General features: G+C 70.7%; 17 protein-coding genes. 12 read left to right on the top strand and 5 right to left on the bottom strand.

The features are described 5' to 3' along the window. Positions 1-125: 125 nt before the first annotated feature. On the bottom strand, positions 126-905 hold the full coding sequence (lexA, locus tag ABZS97_RS11055; protein WP_356136074.1) for a transcriptional repressor LexA: 780 nt from the start codon (positions 903-905) through the stop codon (positions 126-128). A gap of 517 nt (positions 906-1,422) precedes the next feature. On the opposite strand from lexA, the gene nrdR reads away from it, so the two are divergent. Both nrdR and ABZS97_RS11045 read left to right on the top strand, forming a co-directional pair. Further along, positions 1,423-1,986 (top strand): transcriptional regulator NrdR, encoded by a 564-nt coding sequence (nrdR, locus tag ABZS97_RS11050; RefSeq protein WP_356136072.1) that lies wholly within the window; start codon positions 1,423-1,425, stop codon positions 1,984-1,986. A gap of 167 nt (positions 1,987-2,153) precedes the next feature. Beyond that, on the top strand, positions 2,154-5,081 hold the full coding sequence (locus ABZS97_RS11045; RefSeq protein WP_356136070.1) for a vitamin B12-dependent ribonucleotide reductase: 2,928 nt from the start codon (positions 2,154-2,156) through the stop codon (positions 5,079-5,081). A 110-nt stretch (positions 5,082-5,191) separates the two neighbouring features. On the opposite strand, the gene ABZS97_RS11040 is transcribed toward ABZS97_RS11045, so the two are convergent. Continuing rightward, complete coding sequence (locus tag ABZS97_RS11040) at positions 5,192-5,725, bottom strand: TerD family protein (RefSeq protein ID WP_356136068.1); 534 nt, start codon at positions 5,723-5,725, stop codon at positions 5,192-5,194. 155 nt (positions 5,726-5,880) lie between these two features. On the opposite strand from ABZS97_RS11040, the gene ABZS97_RS11035 reads away from it, so the two are divergent. The 4 genes from ABZS97_RS11035 (at position 5,881) to ABZS97_RS11020 (ending at position 10,228) form a co-directional block, all read left to right on the top strand. After that, complete coding sequence (locus ABZS97_RS11035) at positions 5,881-6,486, top strand: YdbC family protein (RefSeq protein ID WP_356136066.1); 606 nt, start codon at positions 5,881-5,883, stop codon at positions 6,484-6,486. Positions 6,487-6,592: 106 nt separating this feature from the next. Then, complete coding sequence (locus tag ABZS97_RS11030) at positions 6,593-7,252, top strand: histidine phosphatase family protein (RefSeq protein ID WP_356136064.1); 660 nt, start codon at positions 6,593-6,595, stop codon at positions 7,250-7,252. 78 nt (positions 7,253-7,330) lie between these two features. Beyond that, entirely contained in the window at positions 7,331-8,236 is a 906-nt protein-coding gene (locus tag ABZS97_RS11025; protein WP_356136062.1) for an ADP-ribosylglycohydrolase family protein, read from the top strand. A 519-nt stretch (positions 8,237-8,755) separates the two neighbouring features. Beyond that, positions 8,756-10,228 carry a DUF4173 domain-containing protein gene (locus ABZS97_RS11020; protein ID WP_356136082.1) on the top strand — a complete coding sequence of 491 codons (1,473 nt, stop codon included), beginning with the start codon at positions 8,756-8,758 and terminating at the stop codon, positions 10,226-10,228. A gap of 179 nt (positions 10,229-10,407) precedes the next feature. Here the strand turns inward: ABZS97_RS11020 and ABZS97_RS11015 are convergent, their stop codons facing one another. Beyond that, a complete protein-coding gene (locus tag ABZS97_RS11015) occupies positions 10,408-11,958 on the bottom strand; it encodes an MFS transporter (RefSeq protein ID WP_356136060.1) in 1,551 nt (516 codons plus the stop codon). Positions 11,959-12,155: 197 nt separating this feature from the next. Between ABZS97_RS11015 and ABZS97_RS11010 the strand changes: the two genes are divergently transcribed. From ABZS97_RS11010 to ABZS97_RS11000, 3 genes are all read left to right on the top strand, one after another. Continuing rightward, positions 12,156-12,779 (top strand): TetR/AcrR family transcriptional regulator, encoded by a 624-nt coding sequence (locus tag ABZS97_RS11010; protein ID WP_356136058.1) that lies wholly within the window; start codon positions 12,156-12,158, stop codon positions 12,777-12,779. A gap of 161 nt (positions 12,780-12,940) precedes the next feature. After that, a complete protein-coding gene (locus ABZS97_RS11005) occupies positions 12,941-13,642 on the top strand; it encodes a ribonuclease HII (RefSeq protein ID WP_356136056.1) in 702 nt (233 codons plus the stop codon). Between the two features lie 68 nt (positions 13,643-13,710). Next, positions 13,711-14,337, top strand: a complete 627-nt coding sequence (locus ABZS97_RS11000) for a hypothetical protein (RefSeq protein ID WP_356136054.1) — start codon at positions 13,711-13,713, stop codon at positions 14,335-14,337. A gap of 600 nt (positions 14,338-14,937) precedes the next feature. Here ABZS97_RS11000 and ABZS97_RS10995 read toward each other — a convergent pair. Continuing rightward, positions 14,938-15,564, bottom strand: coding sequence for a hypothetical protein (locus ABZS97_RS10995; RefSeq protein ID WP_356136052.1), 627 nt, complete (start codon positions 15,562-15,564; stop codon positions 14,938-14,940). Positions 15,565-15,788: 224 nt separating this feature from the next. Then, positions 15,789-17,972 carry a RecQ family ATP-dependent DNA helicase gene (locus ABZS97_RS10990; RefSeq protein WP_356136050.1) on the bottom strand — a complete coding sequence of 728 codons (2,184 nt, stop codon included), beginning with the start codon at positions 17,970-17,972 and terminating at the stop codon, positions 15,789-15,791. A 133-nt stretch (positions 17,973-18,105) separates the two neighbouring features. Between ABZS97_RS10990 and ABZS97_RS10985 the strand changes: the two genes are divergently transcribed. From ABZS97_RS10985 to ABZS97_RS10975, 3 genes are all read left to right on the top strand, one after another. Further along, complete coding sequence (locus ABZS97_RS10985) at positions 18,106-19,764, top strand: DUF4192 domain-containing protein (RefSeq protein WP_356136048.1); 1,659 nt, start codon at positions 18,106-18,108, stop codon at positions 19,762-19,764. An 833-nt stretch (positions 19,765-20,597) separates the two neighbouring features. Then, the gene (locus ABZS97_RS10980) at positions 20,598-22,508 is read left to right on the top strand and encodes a glycogen debranching N-terminal domain-containing protein (protein WP_356136046.1); all 1,911 of its coding nucleotides are present in this window, start codon (positions 20,598-20,600) and stop codon (positions 22,506-22,508) included. A 130-nt stretch (positions 22,509-22,638) separates the two neighbouring features. Then, the gene (locus tag ABZS97_RS10975; protein WP_327432220.1) at positions 22,639-23,397 is read left to right on the top strand and encodes an NUDIX hydrolase; all 759 of its coding nucleotides are present in this window, start codon (positions 22,639-22,641) and stop codon (positions 23,395-23,397) included. Positions 23,398-23,480 lie beyond the last annotated feature (83 nt).

Genomic DNA, 23,480 nt, shown 5'->3' with positions numbered 1-23,480 from the left:
CCCGCCCCCCCCCCCCCCCGCCCCCGCCCCCCCCCCCCCCCGGCCATACAACGCACAGGGCCCCGGAACCGGCGCAGTTGGTTCCGGGGCCCGGTCTGGGGCGGGCGTCGGCCCACCGCGGGCTGTCAGATCCGCCGGAGCACCGCGACGACCTTGCCGAGGATGGTCGCCTCGTCACCGGGAATCGGCTGGTACGCGGAGTTGTGGGGCAGCAGCCACACGTGGCCGTCCTCGCGCTTGAAGCGCTTGACCGTGGCCTCGCCGTCCAGCATCGCGGCCACGATGTCGCCGTTCTCCGCGACCGGCTGGCGGCGGACCGTCACCCAGTCCCCGTCGCAGATCGCGGCCTCGATCATCGAGTCACCGACGACCTTGAGGACGAACAGCTCACCGTCGCCGACGAGCTGGCGGGGAAGCGGGAAGACGTCCTCGACCGACTCCTCGGCGAGGATCGGTCCACCGGCGGCGATGCGGCCGACGAGCGGGACGTACGACGCGGCCGGCTTGCCCGCCGTATCGGTGGGCTGTGCGGAGGACTGGTCGCTGCCGCGGACCTCGTACGCGCGCGGGCGGTGCGGGTCGCGGCGCAGGAAGCCCTTGCGTTCCAGCGCCATCAGCTGGTGTGCGACCGAGGACGTGCTGGAGAGGCCCACGGCCTGTCCGATCTCACGCATCGACGGCGGGTAGCCCCGCCGCTGCACGGAGTCCCTGATGACCTCGATCACCCGGCGCTGCCGGTCGGTGAGTCCGGTGCTGTCGGCCCGGATGCCTGGAGGTCGGCCGGGCAGGGAGCGCTTGGGCCCCTCGTGATTCATGGCTGCTTCGTTCATCGCATGCACCGGCTCGAGTCGGCCCTGGGAGCGGTCCTGGGCAGTGATGGTGGCGCTGTCTGCGGTGGTGGTCACGTCGGCCCCTCTCGATGGTCTCCCTGCTGGACAACGGTAGTTGCTTTCGAAAGGTTGCGCCAAACACACGTTCGAGTGAAAAACCGTGGATTGTCTGACGTGATCAAGCGCCTGGGTGTATGGCTGACGAAGTGTCCGGCGGACAAAAGGGCGTATTGCTGTACTCTTCACCGCCGGAGCGATGGCCTTGTGGGCCCACGCGGGTGGAGGTCAGTCTGCCATCAGCCGCCCCGTCAATCGGGGACCGGCCCCCTGTCGTGCCGCGTCCACCGTATCCTCGTCCGGCCCGGCAGCGGTATGGCCGCGTGGCACATGCCAATCCCGGTGCGACACGCGTGTCGTTGGTGAATTTCCGGGCCGATCCCCATATCTAGTGGTTGGATTGCGACAGCAGCCCAGAAGTTGTGGTCCCCCTGTCCTCCAGGTCCTCGACCATCGCCTATGCTTGGGGCTGCTTCGAGGGGCCCAAGGGGCCTTACGAGGCTATTGAGTCGTGCTGTGAAGGAGGGTTGGAGCCATGCACTGCCCCTTCTGCAGGCACCCCGACAGCCGCGTCGTCGACAGTCGTACGACGGATGACGGCACGTCGATCCGCAGGCGCCGCCAGTGTCCCGACTGCTCCCGTCGTTTCACGACCGTGGAGACGTGCTCGCTGATGGTGGTGAAGCGCTCCGGCGTGACCGAGCCCTTCAGCCGTACCAAGGTCATCAACGGCGTACGCAAGGCATGTCAGGGGCGGCCTGTCACCGAGGACGCGCTCGCCCAGCTCGGCCAGCGGGTCGAGGAAGCGGTGCGCGCCACCGGAAGCGCCGAACTGACCACCCACGACGTGGGTCTGGCCATACTCGGCCCGTTGCAGCAACTCGACCTCGTCGCGTTTCTGCGTTTCGCGTCCGTGTACCGGGCGTTCGACTCGCTCGATGATTTCGAGGCCGCCATCGCGGAACTCAGGGACGAAACGGGGCGGCGTCCCGCCGTGGACGACGAGGACCACGAAGACGCTGTCGCGGAGCGCCCGGAAAGCGACCGCGGGTCCGGAGGGACTGCTCAGGTCCCCGTGCCCGCCGGCGCCGCCGACTGACCGGCGGGCCGGGCCCGGACGGACAGTCCGGCCCCGGCCCACCGGCGGCGACCACAGACCTGCTGAGGGAGGCCGCGTTTCTGCGGCTCTCGCAGTACCAGACACACACCGTGCCATGGGAAGAACATGGCACTTCAGGGCGTTTTAGCCTGATACAGGGAGGCGGCATGACAGAGACGGCGAGCGGTCCGGCACGAGGTTCCCGCGCGAAGAGCGGAGCCAAGGCCAGCAAGGGACTGCGCATCGAGCGCATCCACACCACCCCTGGCGTGCATCCGTACGACGAGGTGGAGTGGGAGCGCCGTGACGTCGTCATGACCAACTGGCGCGACGGCTCGGTCAACTTCGAGCAGCGTGGCGTCGAGTTCCCCGGCTTCTGGTCGGTGAACGCGGTCAACATCGTCACCAGTAAGTACTTCCGCGGTGCCGTCGGCACCCCGCAGCGAGAGGTGAGCCTCAAGCAGCTCATCGACCGCATCGTGAAGACGTACCGGAAGGCCGGTGAGGACTACAAGTACTTCGCCTCGCCCGCCGACGCCGAGATCTTCGAGCACGAGCTGGCGTACGCCCTCCTGCACCAGATCTTCAGCTTCAACAGCCCGGTCTGGTTCAACGTCGGGACCCCCCAGCCCCAGCAGGTCTCCGCCTGCTTCATCCTGGCCGTCGACGACTCCATGGAGTCGATCCTCGACTGGTACAAGGAAGAGGGCATGATCTTCAAGGGCGGCTCCGGCGCCGGCCTGAACCTCTCCCGTATCCGCTCCTCCAAGGAGCTCCTGTCCTCCGGCGGCAACGCCTCCGGCCCGGTCTCCTTCATGCGCGGTGCCGACGCCTCCGCAGGAACGATCAAGTCGGGTGGCGCTACGCGTCGCGCCGCCAAGATGGTCATCCTCGACGTCGACCACCCCGACATCGAGGACTTCATCCAGACCAAGGTGAAGGAAGAGGAGAAGATCCGCGCCCTGCGTGACGCGGGCTTCGACATGGACCTGGGCGGCGACGACATCACGTCCGTCCAGTACCAGAACGCCAACAACTCGGTCCGCGTGAACGACACCTTCATGAAGGCGGTCGAGGAGGGCGGCAAGTTCGGCCTCACCTCCCGCATGACCGGCGAGGTCATCGAGGAGGTCGACGCCAAGTCGCTCTTCCGCAAGATGGCCGAGGCGGCCTGGGCCTGCGCCGACCCGGGCATCCAGTACGACGACACGATCAACCAGTGGCACACGTGCCCGGAGTCCGGCCGTATCAACGGCTCGAACCCCTGCAGCGAGTACATGCACCTGGACAACACGTCCTGCAACCTCGCCTCGCTGAACCTGATGAAGTTCCTCAAGGACGACGGCCTCGGCCACCAGTCCTTCGACGCGGAGCGCTTCTCGAAGGTCGTCGAGCTCGTCATCACCGCGATGGACATCTCCATCTGCTTCGCGGACTTCCCGACCCAGAAGATCGGCGAGAACACCCGCGCCTTCCGCCAGCTCGGCATCGGCTACGCCAACCTCGGCGCCCTGCTGATGGCGACCGGCCACGCGTACGACTCGAACGGCGGCCGCGCCCTGGCCGGCGCCATCACCTCGCTGATGACGGGTACGTCGTACAAGCGTTCCGCCGAACTCGCCGCGGTCGTCGGCGCGTACGACGGCTACGCCCGCAACGCGCAGCCGCACCAGCGCGTCATGAAGCAGCACTCCGACGCCAACGCCGTGGCCGTCCGCATGGACGACCTGGACACGCCGATCTGGGCCGCCGCCACGGAGGCCTGGCAGGACGTGCTCCGCCTCGGCGAGAAGAACGGCTTCCGCAACTCGCAGGCGTCCGTCATCGCCCCGACCGGCACCATCGGTCTCGCGATGTCCTGCGACACCACCGGCCTTGAGCCCGACCTCGCGCTGGTCAAGTTCAAGAAGCTGGTCGGCGGCGGCTCGATGCAGATCGTCAACGGCACCGTTCCGCAGGCCCTGCGCCGCCTGGGCTACCAGGAGGAGCAGATCGAGGCGGTCGTCGCCCACATCGCCGAGAACGGCAATGTGATCGACGCCCCCGGTCTCAAGCACGAGCACTACGAGGTCTTCGACTGCGCCATGGGCGAGCGCTCCATCTCCGCGATGGGCCACGTCCGCATGATGGCCGCGATCCAGCCGTGGATCTCCGGCGCGCTCTCCAAGACGGTCAACCTGCCGGAGACGGCGACCGTCGAGGACGTCGAAGAGGTCTACTTCGAGGCGTGGAAGATGGGCGTCAAGGCGCTCGCCATCTACCGCGACAACTGCAAGGTCGGCCAGCCCCTCTCCGCCAAGACCAAGGAGAAGGAGAAGGTCGAGGTCACCGCGAAGGCCGAGGCGGAGATCCGCAAGGCCGTCGAGAAGGTCGTCGAGTACCGCCCGGTCCGCAAGCGCCTCCCCAAGGGCCGTCCCGGCATCACGACGTCCTTCACGGTCGGCGGCGCCGAGGGCTACATGACCGCCAACTCCTACCCGGACGACGGTCTCGGCGAGGTCTTCCTGAAGATGTCGAAGCAGGGTTCGACCCTCGCGGGCATGATGGACGCCTTCTCGATCGCCGTGTCGGTGGGTCTGCAGTACGGCGTGCCCCTGGAGACGTACGTCTCGAAGTTCACGAACATGCGCTTCGAGCCGGCCGGCATGACGGACGACCCGGACGTGCGGATGGCGCAGTCGATCGTCGACTACATCTTCCGCCGCCTGGCGCTGGACTTCCTGCCCTTCGAGACCCGCTCCGCGCTCGGCATCCACTCCGCCGAGGAGCGCCAGCGTCACCTGGAGACCGGTTCGTACGAGCCCTCCATGGACGACGAGGACGTCGACGTCGAGGGCCTGGCCCAGTCCGCGCCCCGTGCGCAGGAGCGGTCCGCCCCCCGTGCGCAGGAGCTGAAGGCCGTCGCCGCGCCGAAGGCCGAGGTCGAGGCGGCCAAGCCGGCCCCCCAGCAGGCGCACACCAGCGCCGAGCTGGTGGAGATGCAGCTGGGCATCCAGGCGGACGCTCCGCTGTGCTTCTCCTGCGGTACGAAGATGCAGCGGGCCGGTTCCTGCTACATCTGCGAGGGCTGCGGTTCGACCAGCGGATGCAGCTGAAACTGAGCGGCCACCGGTCATCATGAACTGACCGGTCAGGGCGGTGGGGCTCGCGCATGAGCCCCACCGCCCTTCGCGTTTCACCGAATTTGGACCTCTACAGGGGGCGATCAGGCGTCGGGAGCGCTGCCCATGACCGCGGCGAAGGACGCCGGCTCCGTGTCGTGGCCGTGGATTCCCGGGTAGAAGGACCACTCCCCGGAGGCGTCGCGCCGGAACTCCCCGACCGTGGCCGCCGTCGACCCCAGCACGCTGCCGAAGTCGTCCTCCGCCAGGACGGTGTAGCCCTCGCGCAGGCGCACGCCGGGATTGAGCACACCGACGAACGTCCGGCGTCCGGCACGCTGCTGTATGAGGACGCCGACCACCACGCGCGCGTAGCGGCTGTCGAGCCGGTCGAGCTCCAGGGTCATGACCTCGTCCCAGCCGAAGCCCTTGCCGTCCTTGCTGTCCCGGTTGAGGTAGATGGTGCCGTCCGGGGAGCGGCTGTCGAAGTGCACTACGTAGGCGGGGGCTCCGTATGGCGCGTCCGCGACGTAGGTCGCGGCGATGATGTCGAGATCCGTGGCCGCCTGGCCGGGGGGACTGGGATCCCACTTCGCCGCGACCTCGACCTTGCGGATGCCCTTGTTGAGGCCGTTCACCAGATCTTCCCTCCCCGTTGCCGATGCACTTCCCACCTCAACTGCTGTGCAATCAAGGCCGATTGTCCATCGTGCCACGCGCGCCGGGGCGCTCGCGCGGGTGCACTGAGCCGGAGCGTGACCGACGCCACGTTCCCTGGCCTTACGATGGCGCGGTGCTGGTCAAGTGGATTCGCTGCACCGTGGTGGACCGCCGCGGTTTCGAGCGGGGGCAGCGAAAGTGGGCGGGGCTGCTGGGTGAGCCGGGATTCCGGGGACAGGGCGGAGGCTGGAGCCGGGGGCGGCCCGGGGTGGCGCACGTCTTCGCCTTCTGGGAGAGCCGCGCCTTCTACGACTCCTTCATGGCCCGCTCCCACGACCGGCTCGCCGCGTCGCAGTCGGGCACGTTCAAGGACTCGCAGGTCAAGCTGTTCGACTACCGCTTCGACGTGAAGACCGGTTTCGAACCGCGCTTCACAGATGCCGACCTGGTACGGGTGGCCCACTGCCGTGTCCACGAGGAGCGGGCCGAGCACTTCGCCCTGATGCAGGAGAAGGTCTGGAACCCGGCGATGGCGGGTTCGCCCGGCATGGTGCGCGGTCTGTTCGGCGAGGCGCCCGGCCATGAGTTCCTGGTGCTGTCCATGTGGCGGTCTGCCGCGGAGCACGGCAAGTACCGCGTCGAGCGTGTGGAACGACTCGCGCTGCGGGCCCAGACGGAGGCGGACGTCGCGGCTCTGGCGGGGGACATCGTGCAGCTGGAGCCTTCCTGGACCGTCTGACGCGGTCGCCTGTGGTGGGCCCGGAGTGTGCAGGAGCTGTGTGACCTACGCCGTATGGAGCCCGTACGAGTGCTCGATCGGCCCGCAACCGATCTAGGGTTTTGGCATGGCACGACCACGGCGCATCGTTCTTGTCCGGCACGGCGAGTCGGTGGGCAATGCCGATGACTCCGTTTACGAACGCGAGCCCGACCACGCACTGGCACTCACCGAGAAGGGGTGCCAGCAGGCGGAGGACACGGGCAAGCAGTTGCGGGAGTTGTTCGGCAGGGAGCGCGTAAGCGTTTACGTCTCCCCGTACCGCCGCACCCACGAGACCTTCCGGGCCTTCCATCTCGACCCCGGACTCGTGCGCGTCCGCGAGGAGCCGCGACTGCGCGAGCAGGACTGGGGCAACTGGCAGGACCGCGACGACGTGCGCCTGCAGAAGGCGTACAGGGACGCGTACGGACACTTCTTCTACCGCTTCGCCCAGGGGGAGTCCGGCGCCGACGTGTACGACCGGGTCGGTGGCTTCCTGGAGAGCCTCTACCGGAGCTTCGAAGCGCCCGACCACCCGCCGAACGTCCTCCTGGTGACGCACGGGCTCGCCATGCGACTGTTCTGCATGCGCTGGTTCCACTGGTCGGTCGCGGACTTCGAGTCGCTGTCGAATCCCGGGAACGGCGAGACGCGGATGCTCGTTCTCGGTGACGACGGCCGGTACACCCTGGACCGTCCATTCGAACGCTGGCGTGATCCCGAGCCGTACGGCGTCACGGGGTAGGCCTCACGCTTTGAAGATCAGGTCCGGGCGCAGCGGGCTGTGCCGGATGTGCCGACAACGAATTAGAGTGGCAGGGCGATGACCGCTGACTCCTCTCCCGACGGGCGCCTGGGGCGCGCCGTCGCCAGCCTGCGCGGACTCGCGGTGGGGGACGCGCTCGGCTCACAGTTCTTCGTGCCTGCGAACTATCCGCTGCTCAAGCGCCGCGAGCTGCCGCCCGGCCCCTGGCAGTGGACGGACGACACGGAAATGGCCTGCTCCGTAGTGGCCGTTCTGGCCGCCCGCCACCGCATCGACCAGGACGAACTGGCCCGCTCCTTCGCCGAGCACCATGACTTCGACCGCGGCTACGGCCCCGCCGTCAACCGGCTGCTGCGGCTGGTCCGCGAGGGCGGCGACTGGCGTGAGCTGGCCTCGCAGCTCTTCAACGGACAGGGATCGTGGGGCAACGGCGCAGCGATGCGGATCGCCCCCCTGGGCGCCTGGTACGCCGACGACCCCGAGCAGGCGACGCACCAGGCCGAGATCTCGGCGTACCCCACCCATCAGCACCGCGAGGCCGTGGTCGGCGCGATGGCGGTCGCCGCCGCGGCCTCCCTGGCCGCCGCCCCGGAGGGTCCGCCCAGTGCGGAGGCGCTGCTCGACGGCGTCATCGCGCTCGTCCCGCGCAGTGCCGTGGGCGCGGGACTGCGGCGCGCCCGCGACATGCTCGACTACGCGGACGCCGGAACGGTCGCCGCGGTGCTGGGCTGCGGACGGCGTACGACGGCGCACGACACGGTGCCGTTCGCGCTCTGGTCGGCAGCCCGGGTCCTGGGTGACTACGAAGAGGCATTCTGGGCGACCGCCCAGGTCGGCGGCGACATGGACACGACGTGCGCCATCGTGGGTGGTGTGGTTGCCGCCGGAAAGGCGGGGGCGCCGCCGAGCGCGTGGGTGGAGCAGACGGAGGAACTGCCGGGCTGGGCACCTGCGTCTGTGTAGGCCGTAGGGCTTGTACGCACGGGTCCATACAGCCTGGACCGTGGGTCGGGAGGGCGTAGCGGCCCGTGGGGCTTCGCCTCGGTCGTCGAAACCCCTCCCTCTGTCACAGGCCTGCTACAGCGTCCCCGCGACAGACCCGCATGGCCTGCACGTGGATACCCTTTCCGCCACGCCGCCTGTTGATCATGCCGGGCGCGTGCCGAACGAGATACCGGTCGCCAGCACCAGCCCTCCGCCGCCGCGGCGTGTCGTGAGCTGTCTGCGCGTGGCGGCCGGCTGGGAGGGGGTCCCGTGTCCGACACACCGTCCACGCCCGAGCCGAAGGATTCCGAGCGGGCCGGACCGAAAGCGCAGGCCTCGGGGGACGGCACCACGAGGAAGGGCGAGCCGCAGGACGCGGTGCCGGGGAGCCGTTCGGCTGCTACTGCCGTGTCCACGAGGTCCGGTACGTCAGGGGTGGCGACCTCGGTGGGCGTGGGCAACGACTGGGACCGCCCGTCTCCTGCCCCCACTTCCTGGCTGGCAGATCTCCGGTTCGGGCAACCGGCCCCGGTGCGCACGGCCACTCTGTGGGCCGCGCTCGCCACCGGAGTGCTGAGCATGCTGCTCCTGGGGGACGGGCTCGCGATCAATCTCCTGCTGGTGGCGATCCCGGCCGCGCTGGCCGCGTATTTCGCCGCGCAGGACGCGGGCAGGCTCCCGCGCGCGTGGACGCTTGTCTGGGGCATCGGCGGGCTGGCCCTGCTGGCCGTGCCCGCTCTGCGGGACGCGGACTGGCCGTCCTTCCTGGCCGTGGTCACGGCGCTCGCGCTGGGCTCGCTCGCACTGCACGGCGGCCGCCGCTGGCCCGCCGTCCTGCTCGGTCCGATCGGGCTGTTCAACGCGCTGGTCACCGGTCCCGTATGGGGCTGGCAGGGGCTGCGCGAGCGGTCCGGCGGCGCCCGCGGGCGAATCGGTCCTCTGCTGCGTGCCCTCGTCGTGACGGCGGTCCTGCTCGTGGTCTTCGGGGTGCTGTTCGCGGAGGCCGACGCCGCCTTCGCCGATCTCCTCGGCGATCTCATGCCGGACGCCTCCGTCTCCGGTGGTCCCTGGCGTGTCCTGCTCCTCGCGCTGGGCGTGGTCGGCGCGCTGGCGGCAGCGCACACGGCCGCCGCGCCCGTTCAGTGGGACCGCGTCGAGGTGCCCGAGGGGCGCGCCCGGGGGCGGGTCGAGTGGGCACTGCCGCTGATCGTGCTCACCGTGCTCTTCGCGGCCTTCAACGCAGTCCAACTCGCCGTGCTCTTCGGCGGCTACGACGCCGTACTGGACAAGACCGGCCAGACATACGCGGAGTACGCGCGGCAGGGCTTCTGGCAGCTGCTCCTGGTCACCCTGCTGACCCTGCTCGTCATCGTCTTCGCGCTGCGCTGGGCCCCGCGCGGGGGAGCGCGCGACCGGACGCTGGTGCGCGGTGTACTGGGAACTCTGTGCGCGCTGGCGCTCGTTGTCGTGGCATCGGCGGTGCGACGCATGGACATGTACGTGGAGGCTTATGGACTGACGCGGCTGAGGGTCTCGGTGGTGGCCATGGAGCTCTGGCTCGGCCTGGTCATCGTGCTCATCATGGCTGCCGGGGTGTGGGGTGCCCGCTGGCTGCCGCGGGCCGTCGCGGCCAGTGCCGCGGCGGGCGTGCTCGCCTTCGGACTGCTGTCGCCCGACGGCCTGATCGCCGGGAGCAACGTCCAGCGCTACGAGGACACGGGCAAGTTCGACCTCGAGTACGCGCGCAACCTGAGCGCCGACGCCGTACCGGCCCTCGACAAGCTGAAGGAACCGGCGCGTTCCTGCGCACTGAGGTTGATCGCGAACGACCTGGCCGACGACCAGAAGCCCTGGTATGCCACCAGCTGGGGCGAGGCCCGCGCCCGGGACATCCTTCGTGAGCGGCCGTTGTCGAAGGATGCGAACTGGGAGACGTGCCACAACGTGGGGGACGACGTCTCCTATCGATGAGCGTCCCCCTCGTCCCGTCGCGAGCTGCCACGGCTTTCGGCTCCGGGCCTCGGTGTCGCCCTCGTTCTTGTCTGCGGCCCGCGGAGGGCCGGACCGTCGTCCTCGCCGTCGGTCCCCGGACCCGGCCCGGCCTCCGCGGCCCCGTCGGGGCCTGATGGGTCGATCAGCCTCTGGTGGCGTCAGCCTCCCGAGGCGGGTCCCGCCGTGCCGGCGAGCGCGTCCAGGTCGCTCTTGCGGACGCGGATCACCACAGTGGCGGTGACGAGGGCCAGTACGGCCATCGCGGCGGCCGGGACGAAGGCGGTCGAGATGCCTTCGGCGAGCACGTCGTGGCCCCAGGGCGCGGGCAGCTGATGCGTCTTGGCGAACTCCGCCTTCTGCTCCGCCGAGCCGTTGGCCAGGAAGTTCGGTACCTGCTTCTCCGCCTCGTCGCGGCTGGCCGTTCCGAAGACCGTGGTCAGGATGGACAGGCCGAGCGAACCGCCCACCTGCTGCGTGGCGTTGAGCAGACCCGAGGCCGCGCCCGCCTCGTGCACGGGGACACCGGAGACCGCGGTGAGCGTCAGCGTCACGAAGTTCAGCCCCATGCCGAAGCCGAACAGCAGCATCGGCCCGAGCACCCCGCCGGCGTACGAACTGTCGGGGCTGATGAAGGTCTGCCAGCCGAGGCCGAGCACGACCAGCGTCGAACCGGTGACCATGAACGGCTTGGGGCCGAGGACGGGCAGGAAGCGCTGCGACAGGCCGGCGCCCATGGCGATCGCGACCGTCACCGGGAGGAAGGCCAGACCGGCTTCGATCGGCGTGTAGCCCAGCACGTTCTGGACGAACAGCACGATGAAGAAGAACATGCCGAACATCGCGGCAGCCAGGCTGAGCATGATCACGTACGTGCCCGAGCGGTTGCGGTCGGCGAACATCTTCAGCGGGGTGATCGGCTCCTTGGCCCGCAGTTCGATGAGGACGAAGGCCACCAGCAGCACGACGGCCGCTCCGAAGGACCCGATGGTGAGGCTGTCCCGCCAGCCCTCTTCCGAGGCGCGGATGAACCCGTACACCAGGGACGCCATTCCGGCCGTCGAGGTGAGCGCACCCGCGATGTCGAAGCGGCCCGGATGACGCTCGGACTCGTTGATGTACACCGGCGCGAGCGCTGCGATCAGAACACCGATGGGTACGTTGACGAAGAGCACCCAGCGCCAGTCGAGCCACTCGGTGAGCATGCCGCCCGCGAGGAGGCCGATGGCGCCACCGCCCGCCGAGACGGCGGCGAAGACAGCGAAGGCCCGGTTCCGTTCCGGGCCCTCGGGGAAGGTGGTGGTGATCAGGGCGAGCGAGGTGGGCGAGGCGATCGCACCACCCACGCCCTGGAGGGCGCGTGCGAGCAGCAGCTGCCAGGGCTCCTGAGCCAGGCCGCCCAGCAGCGAGGCGAGCGTGAACAGCAGGATCCCGGTCATGAAGACCCGGCGCCGCCCGAGGATGTCTCCCGCGCGGCCGCCGAGGAGCAGCAGTCCGCCGAAGGTGAGGGTGTAGGCGCTGACCACCCACGTCAGGTCGGTCGTGCTGAATTTGAGCGCGTCTTGAATGTGCGGGAGTGCGATGTTCACAATCGTCGCGTCGAGTACCACCATGAGTTGGCAGGCCGCGATGACGGCGAGCGCTACGCCGGGATGTCCCTCCCGACGGGCCGCTCCTGGCTTCTGATCCTTTATCAACTGAGAGGTTGTCACTATGGGTCCCCCACAAGTGCCTTAGTGAACGCTCGCGTTCACTGCCGCGTCAACGGTAGTGAGTCCCCCTCAGTGAACGCAAGCGTTCACTGAAGTCAGTGCCGTATCGCGTCCCGGTGCCGCATGGCGCCACCGATCCGCTCCCTCCACCTCCCCGCTTCCTCACGGTCAAGCTCAAGCTCAACGGAGACACTCAGATGGTTACTTCGCACTGGACGGCCACCCCCGCTCAGCCGGCTTCCCCGCGCCGGCGCGGTGCCGTACTGGAGCGCGCCATCCTCGATGCCGCGCTGGAGCAGCTCAGCACGGTCGGCTGGAACGCCCTCACGATGGAAGGCGTCGCCGCCGGAGCGCAGACGGGCAAGGCCGCGGTCTACCGGCGCTGGCCGTCCAAGGAGGACCTCGTCGCGGACGCCCTGGAGGCCGCCCTGCCCCGGATCGAGCAGGCACCGGACCTCGGCAGCGTCCGGGAGGATCTGCTGGCGCTGTGTCTGCAAGTGCGCGAGGCGATGTTCTCGCGCCCCGGGTTCGCCCTCCGCTCGGTGCTTCACGAATGCGATGCCGCGCAGGCCGAACGCTTCCACGGGGTGATTCTCGGCGGGGTCATCGAACCGACCCTTGCCCTGCTTCGAGAGGTCATCCGGCGCGGAATCGAGCGGGGGGAGGTCCGCTCCGACGCGGCGAACCCCTACGTCTTCGACGCCATCCCGGCCATGATGATGTACCGCTCCAAGGTGTGCGCCAGCGAATGGGGCAAGCGGGATCTGGAGGAGATGATCGACCAGCTGATGGTGCCGCTGCTTCGGCCGAACGGCGCGTGATCACGCTGATCGGGCGGGGTGTGGCCGGTTTTGGACGGCTTCGTCGTGCCCGCGTCCGCCGGTGGTGGAACGCCTCGGGCTTCGCGTCCGTGGGTGCTTCCGGGCCGCTTCGGGAACCGCGGTGTCGGGTGGGGTTCGCAGCGGCGTAGGCTAAGGCTGCCATGCCGTACGAACCACCCACCCACACTGTTGAGCGCTCCCTCCGCGCCACGACCGGAGCGAAGATCATTGCCGGTGTCGACGAGGTGGGGCGTGGCGCTTGGGCCGGCCCGGTCACCGTCTGCGCCGCGGTCACGGGACTGCGCCGTCCGCCCGAGGGACTCACCGACTCCAAGCTCCTCACCGTCAAGCGGCGTACGACGCTCGCCGTGGAACTGGAGAAGTGGGTGACGTCGTACGCCCTGGGGCATGCCTCGCCCGAGGAGATCGACGCCCTGGGGATGACGGCCGCCCTGAGGCTCGCGGCGGTGCGCGCCCTGGAGTCGCTGCCGGTCCTCCCCGACGCGATCATCCTCGACGGGAAACACGACTATCTCGGTCATCCCTGGCAGGTCCGAACGGTGATCAAGGGCGACCAGTCCTGCGTCGCCGTCGCGGCGGCCTCGGTGATCGCCAAGGTCCGGCGCGACAAAATGATGGCCGAACTGGGCATCGACCATGCAGACTTCGGTTTTGCGGCCAACGCCGGGTATCCGTCGCCGGTTCACAAAGCCGCGCTGGAGGAGCGGGGCCCCACCCCGTACCACCGGCTGTCGTGGGCGTATCTTGATGCGCTGCCCCAGTGGCGGCACCTCAAGAAGGTCCGCAGCTGGGCGGACGGAAGCGTTCCGGAAATCGAGGGCCAGCTCGGCTTCGATTTCTGACGATTCCGCTCGCACTCATGTGCCACCCGCCGGAGCGTGTCGCACCGGCGTTTGATAAAAATCAGTTCATGCCTCTCATTCCCGAGGAGCCTCAGATTCACGAGAGTGCCCAGGGTCCCCGCGCCACTTCGGCCGCCGGCCGTACCGCGCCGACCCCCCGTCCCGTACCCGGCCCCCGTCCCGTGGCTCCGCCACGTCCGGGCCGTCCGGGTCCTGTCCGGCCGATGCCGGCCCAACGCACGCCGCGCGAACCTGCCGCGGCCGTGCCGGGGCCGTCCGCCCCGGCCACCGCGGTCGCTGCGGCGACCCCGCAGATCCAGCTGATCCCGGCCTCGGCCGAGGGCGCGCTGGACGCCGCCGAAGAAGCCGTCGACCTGCTGCTGGACTCCGGTCGCGTCCCTGGTGAGGTGCTGGTGATCACCACCGGCGACCCCCACCCGTGGGCCGCGCACGAACTGTCCTTCGGCGAGGCCGCCTACTGGGCGCAGCACGATGCGGGTGACGACGTCTTCTACGCCGACGCCTCCGTCGTGGAGCGGGCCGCGTCCCGCCCCGTCGTCGTGGTCGCCGTCAACGGCGGCTCCGACACCGCTGCCGCCTCCGCCCTCCCGCCGGCCCTCGGCCGGGCCGGTGCCCTGATGATCGTCTGCGGCGACCCGCAGCAGATCAACGCGGTACTGGGCGCCGGGGTCTGAGCGGTTCCGGAACCTGCCGGGAGCATGTCCGAGGCGCGTCCGCGGCTTGCCCGTGGCGCGATCAGGGCGTTCGGATGGTGCTCTGACGCCTTTCGGTGCGTGCGGAGCGCTGCTTCCGGAGTACGGAGTGCGGAGGCCTGCTTCCCGTGCGCGTGCGCGGGGTGGCGTGCGTAGCGCTGCTGCGGAATCTGTCCGGTGGGTCTTTCGGCGTGCGCCGAGGGCTGGGCATTGGCACGGGGGACGTGCCGATGCGCCGTTCAGGCTCCCGGGGGTGGCATGTGTCCCTGCTGAGCGAGTGCGTAAGTGTGTGCTGCGCCGCGCCCGGCCGAGCCGAGTTGTGTTCGGTGTCGGCGGGTGCGGCGCTGCTGCGTGTTGGCTTCAGGTCCGTGCGGGTGACCCTGTCGCATGGCGTGCGCCGCCCGGTTGTTCAGGTGCCGTGCGTGACTGGTCGCATGGCCGTCCCTTGCCGCCTGACGGACCCATGGCGTCGTTGCCTTGTGAGCCTCGCAAGGGCGGTCCGCACCTGTTGGCCGTACGGCCTCGGATGCGGACCTGACGCGTCTCGATGGCTGGGTCCCGCCTTTGGTGGGCGCCCTGACCTCAGCGGGCTGCTGCCCGACGCAGTACCTCCGACGCCGCGCCGCCGGTGCGCGGCAACGGCGGTGGCGCCTCGGCCAGGGCGAAGGACTCCGGCGGGGAGTCCGCGTGGGGACGGCGTCCGCCGCGGCCCTCGCCGAGGACCTGCCAGCCGTCACGCGTCAGCGTGATGTAGGACCCGCAGCGCAGCCCATGGAGCGTGCAGGCGTCCCGCAGACCCCACATCCACGCCCCGTCCTCCTCCGTCCAACGCGCGTCGCCGTCACGGCAGTAGAGCAGCACGGCCGTACGCACCGGAGTGCGGCGCCGCAGGTCGTGCGGGATGACCCGGCGCAGCTGCGAGAGCAGTGCGTTGCGGAACATCCAGCCGTCGGCCGGTGCGGGACGCCGGGTGAACGAGGCGCTGGCCCGTAGCCGTTCGTCCGGATCGAGGACAGCCACGATCGCGGTCGAGGGGCTGGGCCGGTGCCGGGCGTGCAGCCCACTGACGACCTCCCGGGGATCGCGCAGCAGCGGAATCCCGGCGGCGGCCCATTCGGCGGGTTCGAGCATCCGGGCCAGTGGGTTGGCGGACAGGTCGGCAGACGTCGACATCGATGCCGCCGAGGACGGAGCGAATCCGAAGGTCACGGTCCTCCCTTCGGCTACGCGCCCACACTGCGGGCGGGGGTCGGACTTGGGGGAGCGCACGCCGCAGCAGAGCCCTACCGGACCACGGGCCAGCCGTGCGGGGAGCGGACCTCAATTCTTCCTGTCGAACTTGGTTGCGGCAACGAGCAATTGGGGCCACAGACCGTTTTCTGGCAGAGTGCCGTGTATATCCCTGCCCATTGATGCCGTCGGAGATGCGTGGGTCACGCCTGTACGGCGAGGACCAGCGGCAACACCCCCTGCGCACCGGCCCGACGCAGCATCCGGGTGGCCACCGCGAGCGTCCACCCGGTCTCCGTCGCGTCGTCCACGAGCAGCACGGGACCGCCCGCTTCCTTGAGAGCCGCGGCCAGCGCGGGCGGCACCGCCAGTGCACCGTCGAGCGCCTTGAGTCGCTGTGCGCTGTTGCTCCGGGAGATCTGCGGTGCCTCGCCGACGTACTCCACGGAACCGAGCAGCGGCAGTCGGCCGACCTCCGCGATCCGTGCTCCCAGTGACTGGATCAGCTGTGGACGCCTGCGTGAGGCCAGGGTGACGACCCCGACCGGGCGCGGTTGCGCGTCAGGGTGTCCGGAAGCCCAGCCGCCGGGGCCCTTCGCCCAGTCGGCCAGCACGCCGACCACGGCCTTCGCGACGTCGTCCGGGACGGGCCCGTCCGGGGCCTGCGGTGCGAGCATCGGTCGCAGCCGGTTGCCCCAGCCGATGTCCGAGAGCCGCCCCAAGGCCCGCCCCGGCGTGGCCTGTTCACCGGCGGGGATGCGCCCCTTCAGGTCCACGCCGACGGCCGGCAGACCTGTCGGCCACATCTTCCGGGGTTCGACCTCCACGCCCGCTCGACCGAGTTCGCCGTTTGCCGCGTCCAGCGTCGCCGGGGACACGGTCGTCTCGAAGCGTGCTCCCGCACAGTTGTCGCAGCGTCCGCACGGCGCCGCTCCCTCGTCGTCCAACTGGCGTCGCAGGAACTCCATCCGACACTCGGTCGTTGTGACGTAGTCACGCATGGCCTGCTGCTCGGCCGCCCGCTGCTTGGCGACCCAGGCGTACCGCTCGGTGTCGTACATCCACGCGTTGCCCGTGGAGATCCAGCCGCCCTGTACGCGGCGCACGGCACCGTCCACGTCGAGCACCTTGAGCATCGTCTCCAGGCGGGACCGGCGCAGCTCCACCAGAGGCTCGAGGGCGGGCAGGGAGAGCGGTCGGTCGGACCGGGACAGGATGTCCAGGGTGCGGCGCACCTGCTCCTCCGGGGGGAAGGCGAGCGACGCGAAGTACTCCCAGATCGCCTGGTCCTCCTTGCCCGGCAACAGCAGCACCTCGGCATGCTGCACACCGCGGCCCGCGCGGCCGACCTGCTGGTAGTAGGCGATGGGGGAGGAGGGGGAGCCCAGGTGCACGACGAATCCGAGGTCGGGCTTGTCGAAGCCCATGCCCAGCGCGGAGGTGGCGACCAGCGCCTTGACGCGGTTGGCGAGCAGGTCCTCCTCGGCCTGCTGGCGCTCCGCGTTCTCCGTCTTTCCCGTGTACGACGACACCGTGTGCCCGCACTGGCGCAGGAACGCGGTGACCTCCTCGGCGGCTGCCACCGTGAGGGTGTAGATGATCCCGGAGCCCGGCAGCTCGTTCATGTGCTCGGCGAGCCAGGCCATCCGGTTGGCGGCGTCCGGCAGCCGCAGCACACCGAGGCTCAGGCTCTCCCGGTCCAGCGGGCCGCGCAGGACCAGCGCGTCCGTGGTGCCGCCGGTGCCCAGTTGCTCGGCGACATCGGCCGTTACGCGCGCGTTGGCGGTCGCGGTGGTGGCCAGGACGGGGACGCCGGACGGGAGATCGGCGAGCATCGTGCGCAGCCTGCGGTAGTCCGGCCGGAAGTCATGGCCCCAGTCGGAGATGCAGTGCGCCTCGTCGACCACGAGCAGGCCGGTGGCCGCGGCCAGTCTGGGCAGCACCTGATCGCGGAAGTCCGGGTTGTTGAGCCGTTCCGGACTCACCAGGAGGACGTCGACTTCGCTCGCGGCCACTTCGGCCTGGATCGTCTCCCATTCCTCCGTGTTGGAGGAGTTGATGGTCCTGGCCCGGATCCCGGCTCGCGCTGCCGCCTCCACCTGGTTGCGCATGAGCGCGAGGAGAGGGGAGACGATGACCGTGGGCCCGGCGCCCCGCTCGCGCAGCAGCGCGGTGGCGACGAAGTAGACCGCGGACTTGCCCCAGCCGGTGCGCTGCACGACGAGCGCTCTGCGCTTGTCGGCCACCAGGGCCTTGATGGCACGCCACTGGTCCTCGCGCAGGCGGGCCTCGCCCGCCGGGGCGCCGACCAGGCGGGCGAGGACGGCGTCGGCCGCGGCGCGCAGGTCTTCCGGGGCTGTGGTGGGTCCTGGTTCTTCGTTGCTCATGGCCCCATGCAACCCGATGGGTCGGACATCGCGCGAACGAGCGCGTGATGCTGTGGACAATGTCTGACGTGTCCCTGATTGGGGTTATCCACAGGCCGAAGCGGAATTTGAAGATCCGCGGGATGGTCACGGCATGACGAATCACAGCGAAGCGGCCGGTTCTTCCGGCAACAGCGACATCGGCGGGCACGACAAGCGCGAAGGGCGCGAAGGCGCTGAGGCGCTCTCGGGCCACGGCACCGCCTCCGGGCTCTGCGCCGAGCACCAGGTCACCCTGCGTACCCCGGCCGAACTGGCAGACGCCCTTCCGTACTTGCTCGGGTACCGGCCCGAGGACAGCATCGTCCTGGTCGCCCTGCACGACGGGGAGCGACGCGGCCGGTTCGGCGGACGGGCCCGGCTCGGCATCCCCGCGACCGCGGGCGACTGGCCGTCCGTGGCCCAGCAGCTCTCGCAAGGCCTGGTGACCGGAAGCGAGCGTCGGGGCGCCCGACCCGGGAGCATGGTCGCCTACCTCTGCCAGGAACCGCGGGCCGGCGAGTCGGGTCAGGACGTGATGGAGCGACTCCGCCCGCTGGCACAGCTGCTGCGCACGGCCTGCGGCCGCCTCGACGTCCCCGTGGTCGAGGCGCTCTGCATCTCCGACGGCCGCTTCTGGTCGTACTGCTGCCCGGGCCGGGGCTGTTGCCCGGGAGGGGGCGAGCCGATGGGCCTGCCGGGCACCTCCGTACTGGCCGCCGCCGCGACCTACGCCGGTCTCCAGGTTCGCGGCACCCTGCGCGAGCTGACGGCCAGGCTCACTCCTCAGGAGATCACCGGGGCACTGGAGCAGGAGATCGCACTCGACACGGCTTCCATGGCGCTCGTTCCCAGGATTCTGGACGCCGAGAGCCGTCAGAGCGTGGCTGACGAGACCCTCGAACTGGCCCGCCGGATCATGGATCGGCTCGCCGACGCTCCCGCCGTCTCCGGCACGCGGCCCGCTGACCTCCGCGACGACGGACTCCTCGACGACGACGAGGCCGCCACCTTGATCCTCGGCCTTCAGGACCGCACGACCCGCGATCGCGCGGCCGAGTGGATGGAGGGCGACGAGGCGGGTCCGGCCCTGCGGCTGTGGCGAGCGCTGGCCCGCCGGTGTGTCGGCCCGTACCACGAGCACGCCGCGCCACCGCTCACGCTCGCCGGCTGGGTCGCCTGGTCAACCGGCGACGAGCTGGAAGCCCGGGAAGCCTTGGCCATGGCCCTCGGCGCCGATTCCGACTACCTCTTCGCCCGCCTCCTGCACCAGGCCTGCAACGAGGGACTGGACCCGGAGTCCGTCCGCCGCTGTCTGCGCACGGAACGCACCGGTCGAGCGGCGGCGGGACCGGACAGGTCCGCGAACTCCGATCCCTTGGACCGTGCCCCTTCGGACGCCGCCCCCACGCACGCTGCCCGTTCGGACTCCGCGAACAGGGAATCCGAACCCACAGAGGCGTGTGCGCATGCCCGCTCGTCCGTGCCGGACGGTGGTGTCGGGCCCGGCGACGGCACTGGTGAGGCTCCGGATGCGGCCCACCCTGGGGCGACCGTCGCGCGCCGACGACGCCGGGCACGACAGGCGGCGAAAACCGGAGAGAGCCCGACCAGGCGTGCCTCGGGGTCGGCAGGCAGCCGTCGGCGTCGACCGGCTGACGGGGCTTCGCCCGCCGGAGGAGGCCCAGGGCGTACGGCGGGGGGTGCGAGCGGTCGGACACGGACACAGGCACTCCATGACGGCGACCAGCAGGGAGTGGGGGAGGACGGGTGAGGGTCGAGGCGGGGAGCGGAGGCGCGGTGTGGCCCGGACGACAGGGAGCCTGGCTCTGGAGCGGAGTGACGCCCTGGGAGGCGTACGGGCTCCCGTCCGGCGTGGCGTAGGCGGACCTGCGCCGAGGGACGCTGGGCATCCACCGGCCTGGACGCGCTTGCGCGGTACGGCCGCCCGAGGTGACGCGCAAGCGAGCCGTCGTGCTCTGTCCGGTTCGCCAGTCCGTACGACCTCCAAGGCAGGACCCCGTCCCTGCCCCGAGGCGGGCCGGGCGGATCTTGCTCCGAGCGCTTCCGTGTCCCGTCCGCACCCTCACCGCACCGGGAGTCGACGCAGGGTGGCCCTGGCTGTGCCCGGCGGTCCCCCCCGGCGCGCCGACCGCACCCCGGCCCGTCACCGCGCACCCCGCACGTCGCCGTCTCACCGCCATTCGGTCGGCTTCCCCGCGTGCGGGCGTGACTCCGGACAGGCCCGTTCCGTTCACCTGAGTGGCGGAGCCCGGGACCGGGTCATGCCGTCGCCCTCGCCCCTCCGAAGCCCCCACCCGGCGCCGAGCGCACCCAAGGCGCACCGAGCGCGGAGGAGACCGCCCCATGCCCTTGCCGATCCCGTCCTTCGCCGACGACGGCGACTCTCGTCCTGTTCCCTTGACTCCTGTTCGCTCGACCGGGCAGCCCCGCATGTTTCGGAGCGGCCCGCCGGTCCCGCGCGCTGCAGCGGCCGGCACCGCGCGGAATCCTGTCGGGACGGGTGGCCCCGCAGCCCCGCACGGGGTGTTTCCCGTACCGCGAAGCAGCGCGGATCTGCCACCCGCTCACACCACGTTGATCTGCGTGGCCCTGCCGGCTCTGGCGATCTCCACGGAGCAGGGACAGCTGACCGGTCAGGGGCTGGAGGGGTTCTACCGCGCCGGGCGGCGGGTGCTCTCCCGCTGCCAGGTACGCGTGGCCGGCCGGGAACCGCTCGCCGTGCAGGCCCGGATGATCGCGGCCGACCGGGCCCGCTTCGTGGGGACGCTGCGCGCGTCCACCGCCGGCGGCCCGGACCCGGACCTCGTGGTCGAACGGACACGGCACGCGGACGGCACGGAACGGATCACCCTGCGCAGCGCCGCCCTGCGCACCCTTCGGGTGCCCGTCGAGGTGGCCCTGGGCACGGACCTTGCGGATCTGGGCTCGGTCGCCTCGGGTCGTGCCGGACCCGAACTGCCCGCGAGCGTCCACGACTCCGGCCTGCGCTGGTCCTGTGCCGCCGGACACGCGGCCGTGACCGCGGATCCTCCCCCCACCGACGCGTTGGCCTCCGCGGGACTGCTGCGCTGGGAGCTGGAACTGCCACCGGGAGGCACCCGAAGCGTGGACCTGCGCGTACGGCTGGACGGCGCGGGACCCATCAGGGTGGCGGGACGGGAGGTGACGAGCCCCCTCGCACCGGCTCGGGCCGCGGGTGACGACCGCGGAGTCCAGGCACTGCTGCGGACGTGCGTCGAGGACCTGCAGGCCCTGCTGCTGCGCGATCCCGGGAACCCGTCCGACATGCACCTCGCGGCCGGGGCACCATGGCGCTGCGGCCTCGCTCCGGCCGAGGCACTCATCGCGGCGCGCATGGCTCTGCCACTCGGCACCCGGCTGGCCGCAGGAACGCTGCGGACCCTGGCGCGCACCCAACTCACGGGTCCGGGACCCCGGGCGGGCCTGATCCCCGGCCCGAGACGGGACGCGGGTCCCCACCTGCCACCCGGCTGCACGGGCACCGAGGCGACCCTGCTGTTCCCGGTGCTTCTCGCGGAGGCCCGAAGGTGGGGGCTCGCGGAGCAGGAGACCCAGGAACTGCTGCCCGCTGCGGAGCGGTGCCTGAGCTGGCTGCGGGCCACCGCCGGCGACGGCGTCTATCTGCCCGACCCGCATCCCGGCGGACCGTTGCGTTGCGAGACACAGGCTCACGCCCACCGGGCGGCGCTGCTGGGTGCCGACCTGCTCGACGCGTACGGCCGGCCGGGAGCTGTCGGGCTGCGCCAGTGGGCCGAGGAGCTGCGGGCCGCGTTCCGTGAGGACTTCTGGGTCGAAGACCGGGGAGGCGGCAGACCGGCAGCCGCCCGATCCGCGGACGGGTGGTCCGTCTCCCACCTCGGGGCGGGCACCGTTCACCTCCTCGACACCGGTCTGCTCGGTGCGGGCGAGCGGGCCCCCGGACTGCTGGACAGAGTGCGCACGGAGCAGTTGGCACGGCTGCTCGGCAGTCCGGCCATGGACTCGGGATGGGGGCTGCGCAGCCTGGGCGCGAAGGAGGCGGCGTACAACCCGTTCGGTCATCGCTCCGGCGCCGTGCGGGTGCAGGAGACGGCGGTTGCCGTCGCCGGGCTGGCCGCGGCGGGCTACGAGAAGGAGGCCGGATCGCTGCTGCGGGGTGTGCTGGCAGCGGCCGAGGCCTTCGGATACCGGCTCCCCGAGATGTACGCGGGGGAGCAGCGCACCGAAGGGAGCGCTCCCGTGCCCCATCCCGCCGCCTGCCGCCCCGCGGCCACCGCCGCGGCCGCGGGAGTACTGCTCCTCACCACCCTCGCAGGGATCCGCCCCGACGCCCCGGCCGGAACAGTCACACTGCGCCCCGTGCACAGCGCACCGCTGGGCGAGATCGGGCTGACGGGGCTGCGGATCGCCGGCGAGCCCTTCTCCGTACGGGTCAGCAGGCTCGGCCTCGCCATGGTGGAGGAGGCGGCCGACGGGCTTCAGTTGGGAGCGTGACCTTGCAGGATGCGACCTGGAGCGGTCATCGGCGGCAGCCGTGATGCCCATACGGGACGGAAAAGGATCAGCCGTGGATGCGGCCGACGAAGGGACTGTTTATCGTCAGGCAGACGACTATGATCGCGGCATGCCCTACGACCCGTCAGCCTTTCCGCCCTTCGCTGTCACCGTGGACCTGGTCGTGCTGACCGTGCGCCGCCACGCCCTGTGCGCGTTGGCGGTACGGAGGGGCGAGCAGCCCTTCCAGGGCCGCTGGGCGCTACCTGGCGGCTTCGTACGGCCGGACGAGGACCTGGGGCAGGCGGCCGCGCGCGAGCTGGTCGAGGAGACAGGTCTGTGCGCCCACGATCCGTCCGCTCCCGCTCAGGACAACGGTGCGCACCTGGAACAGCTCGCGACCTACGGTGACCCCAAGCGCGATCCCCGGATGCGAGTCGTCAGCGTCGCCCATCTCGCGCTGGCCCCCGACCTGCCCGCGCCCCGGGCGGGCGGCGACGCCAACAGCGCGCGCTGGGCGCCCGTCGAGGAACTGCTCCAGCAGGGCGGATACGGCCGCGACGGCGAGCAGGCGGCACCGCTCGCCTTCGACCACGCGCAGATCCTCTCGGACGGTGTGGAACGCGCCCGCTCCAAGATCGAGTACTCGTCGCTGGCCACCGCTTTCTGCCCGACCGAGTTCACCGTCGGAGAGCTGCGCCGCGTGTACGAGGCGGTGTGGGGCGTAGCGCTGGACCCGCGCAACTTCCACCGCAAGGTGACGGGCACACCGGGCTTCCTCGTGCCCACGGGCGGTACGACCACGCGCCAGGGAGGCCGCCCCGCCCAGCTCTTTCGCGCGGGAGGCGCCACGCTGCTCAATCCGCCGATGCTGCGCCCCGAGGTCTGACGGCGGGCACGGTGCGGAAGGCCTGAGCGGGAGCGAGCCTGCGCGAGTCGCCCGGCCTGCCCGGGGCGACTTCCAAGGTGCCC

Source organism: Streptomyces sp. NPDC005485 (assembly GCF_040606085.1).
Classification (GTDB): Bacteria; Actinomycetota; Actinomycetes; order Streptomycetales; family Streptomycetaceae; genus Streptomyces.
Note: the sequence above shows the minus strand (reverse complement) of the source record. Positions and strands in the feature narration are given on the sequence as shown.

Coding starts and splice junctions, on each gene's coding strand:
- nrdR (WP_356136072.1), top strand. CDS start 1,423: ATGCACTGCCCCTTCTGCAGGCACCCCGACAGCCGCGTCGTCGACAGT.
- ABZS97_RS11045 (WP_356136070.1), top strand. CDS start 2,154: ATGACAGAGACGGCGAGCGGTCCGGCACGAGGTTCCCGCGCGAAGAGC.
- ABZS97_RS11030 (WP_356136064.1), top strand. CDS start 6,593: ATGGCACGACCACGGCGCATCGTTCTTGTCCGGCACGGCGAGTCGGTG.
- ABZS97_RS11025 (WP_356136062.1), top strand. CDS start 7,331: ATGACCGCTGACTCCTCTCCCGACGGGCGCCTGGGGCGCGCCGTCGCC.
- ABZS97_RS11010 (WP_356136058.1), top strand. CDS start 12,156: ATGGTTACTTCGCACTGGACGGCCACCCCCGCTCAGCCGGCTTCCCCG.
- ABZS97_RS11005 (WP_356136056.1), top strand. CDS start 12,941: ATGCCGTACGAACCACCCACCCACACTGTTGAGCGCTCCCTCCGCGCC.
- ABZS97_RS11000 (WP_356136054.1), top strand. CDS start 13,711: ATGCCTCTCATTCCCGAGGAGCCTCAGATTCACGAGAGTGCCCAGGGT.
- ABZS97_RS10990 (WP_356136050.1), bottom strand. CDS start 17,972: ATGAGCAACGAAGAACCAGGACCCACCACAGCCCCGGAAGACCTGCGC.
- ABZS97_RS10985 (WP_356136048.1), top strand. CDS start 18,106: ATGACGAATCACAGCGAAGCGGCCGGTTCTTCCGGCAACAGCGACATC.
- ABZS97_RS10975 (WP_327432220.1), top strand. CDS start 22,639: ATGCCCTACGACCCGTCAGCCTTTCCGCCCTTCGCTGTCACCGTGGAC.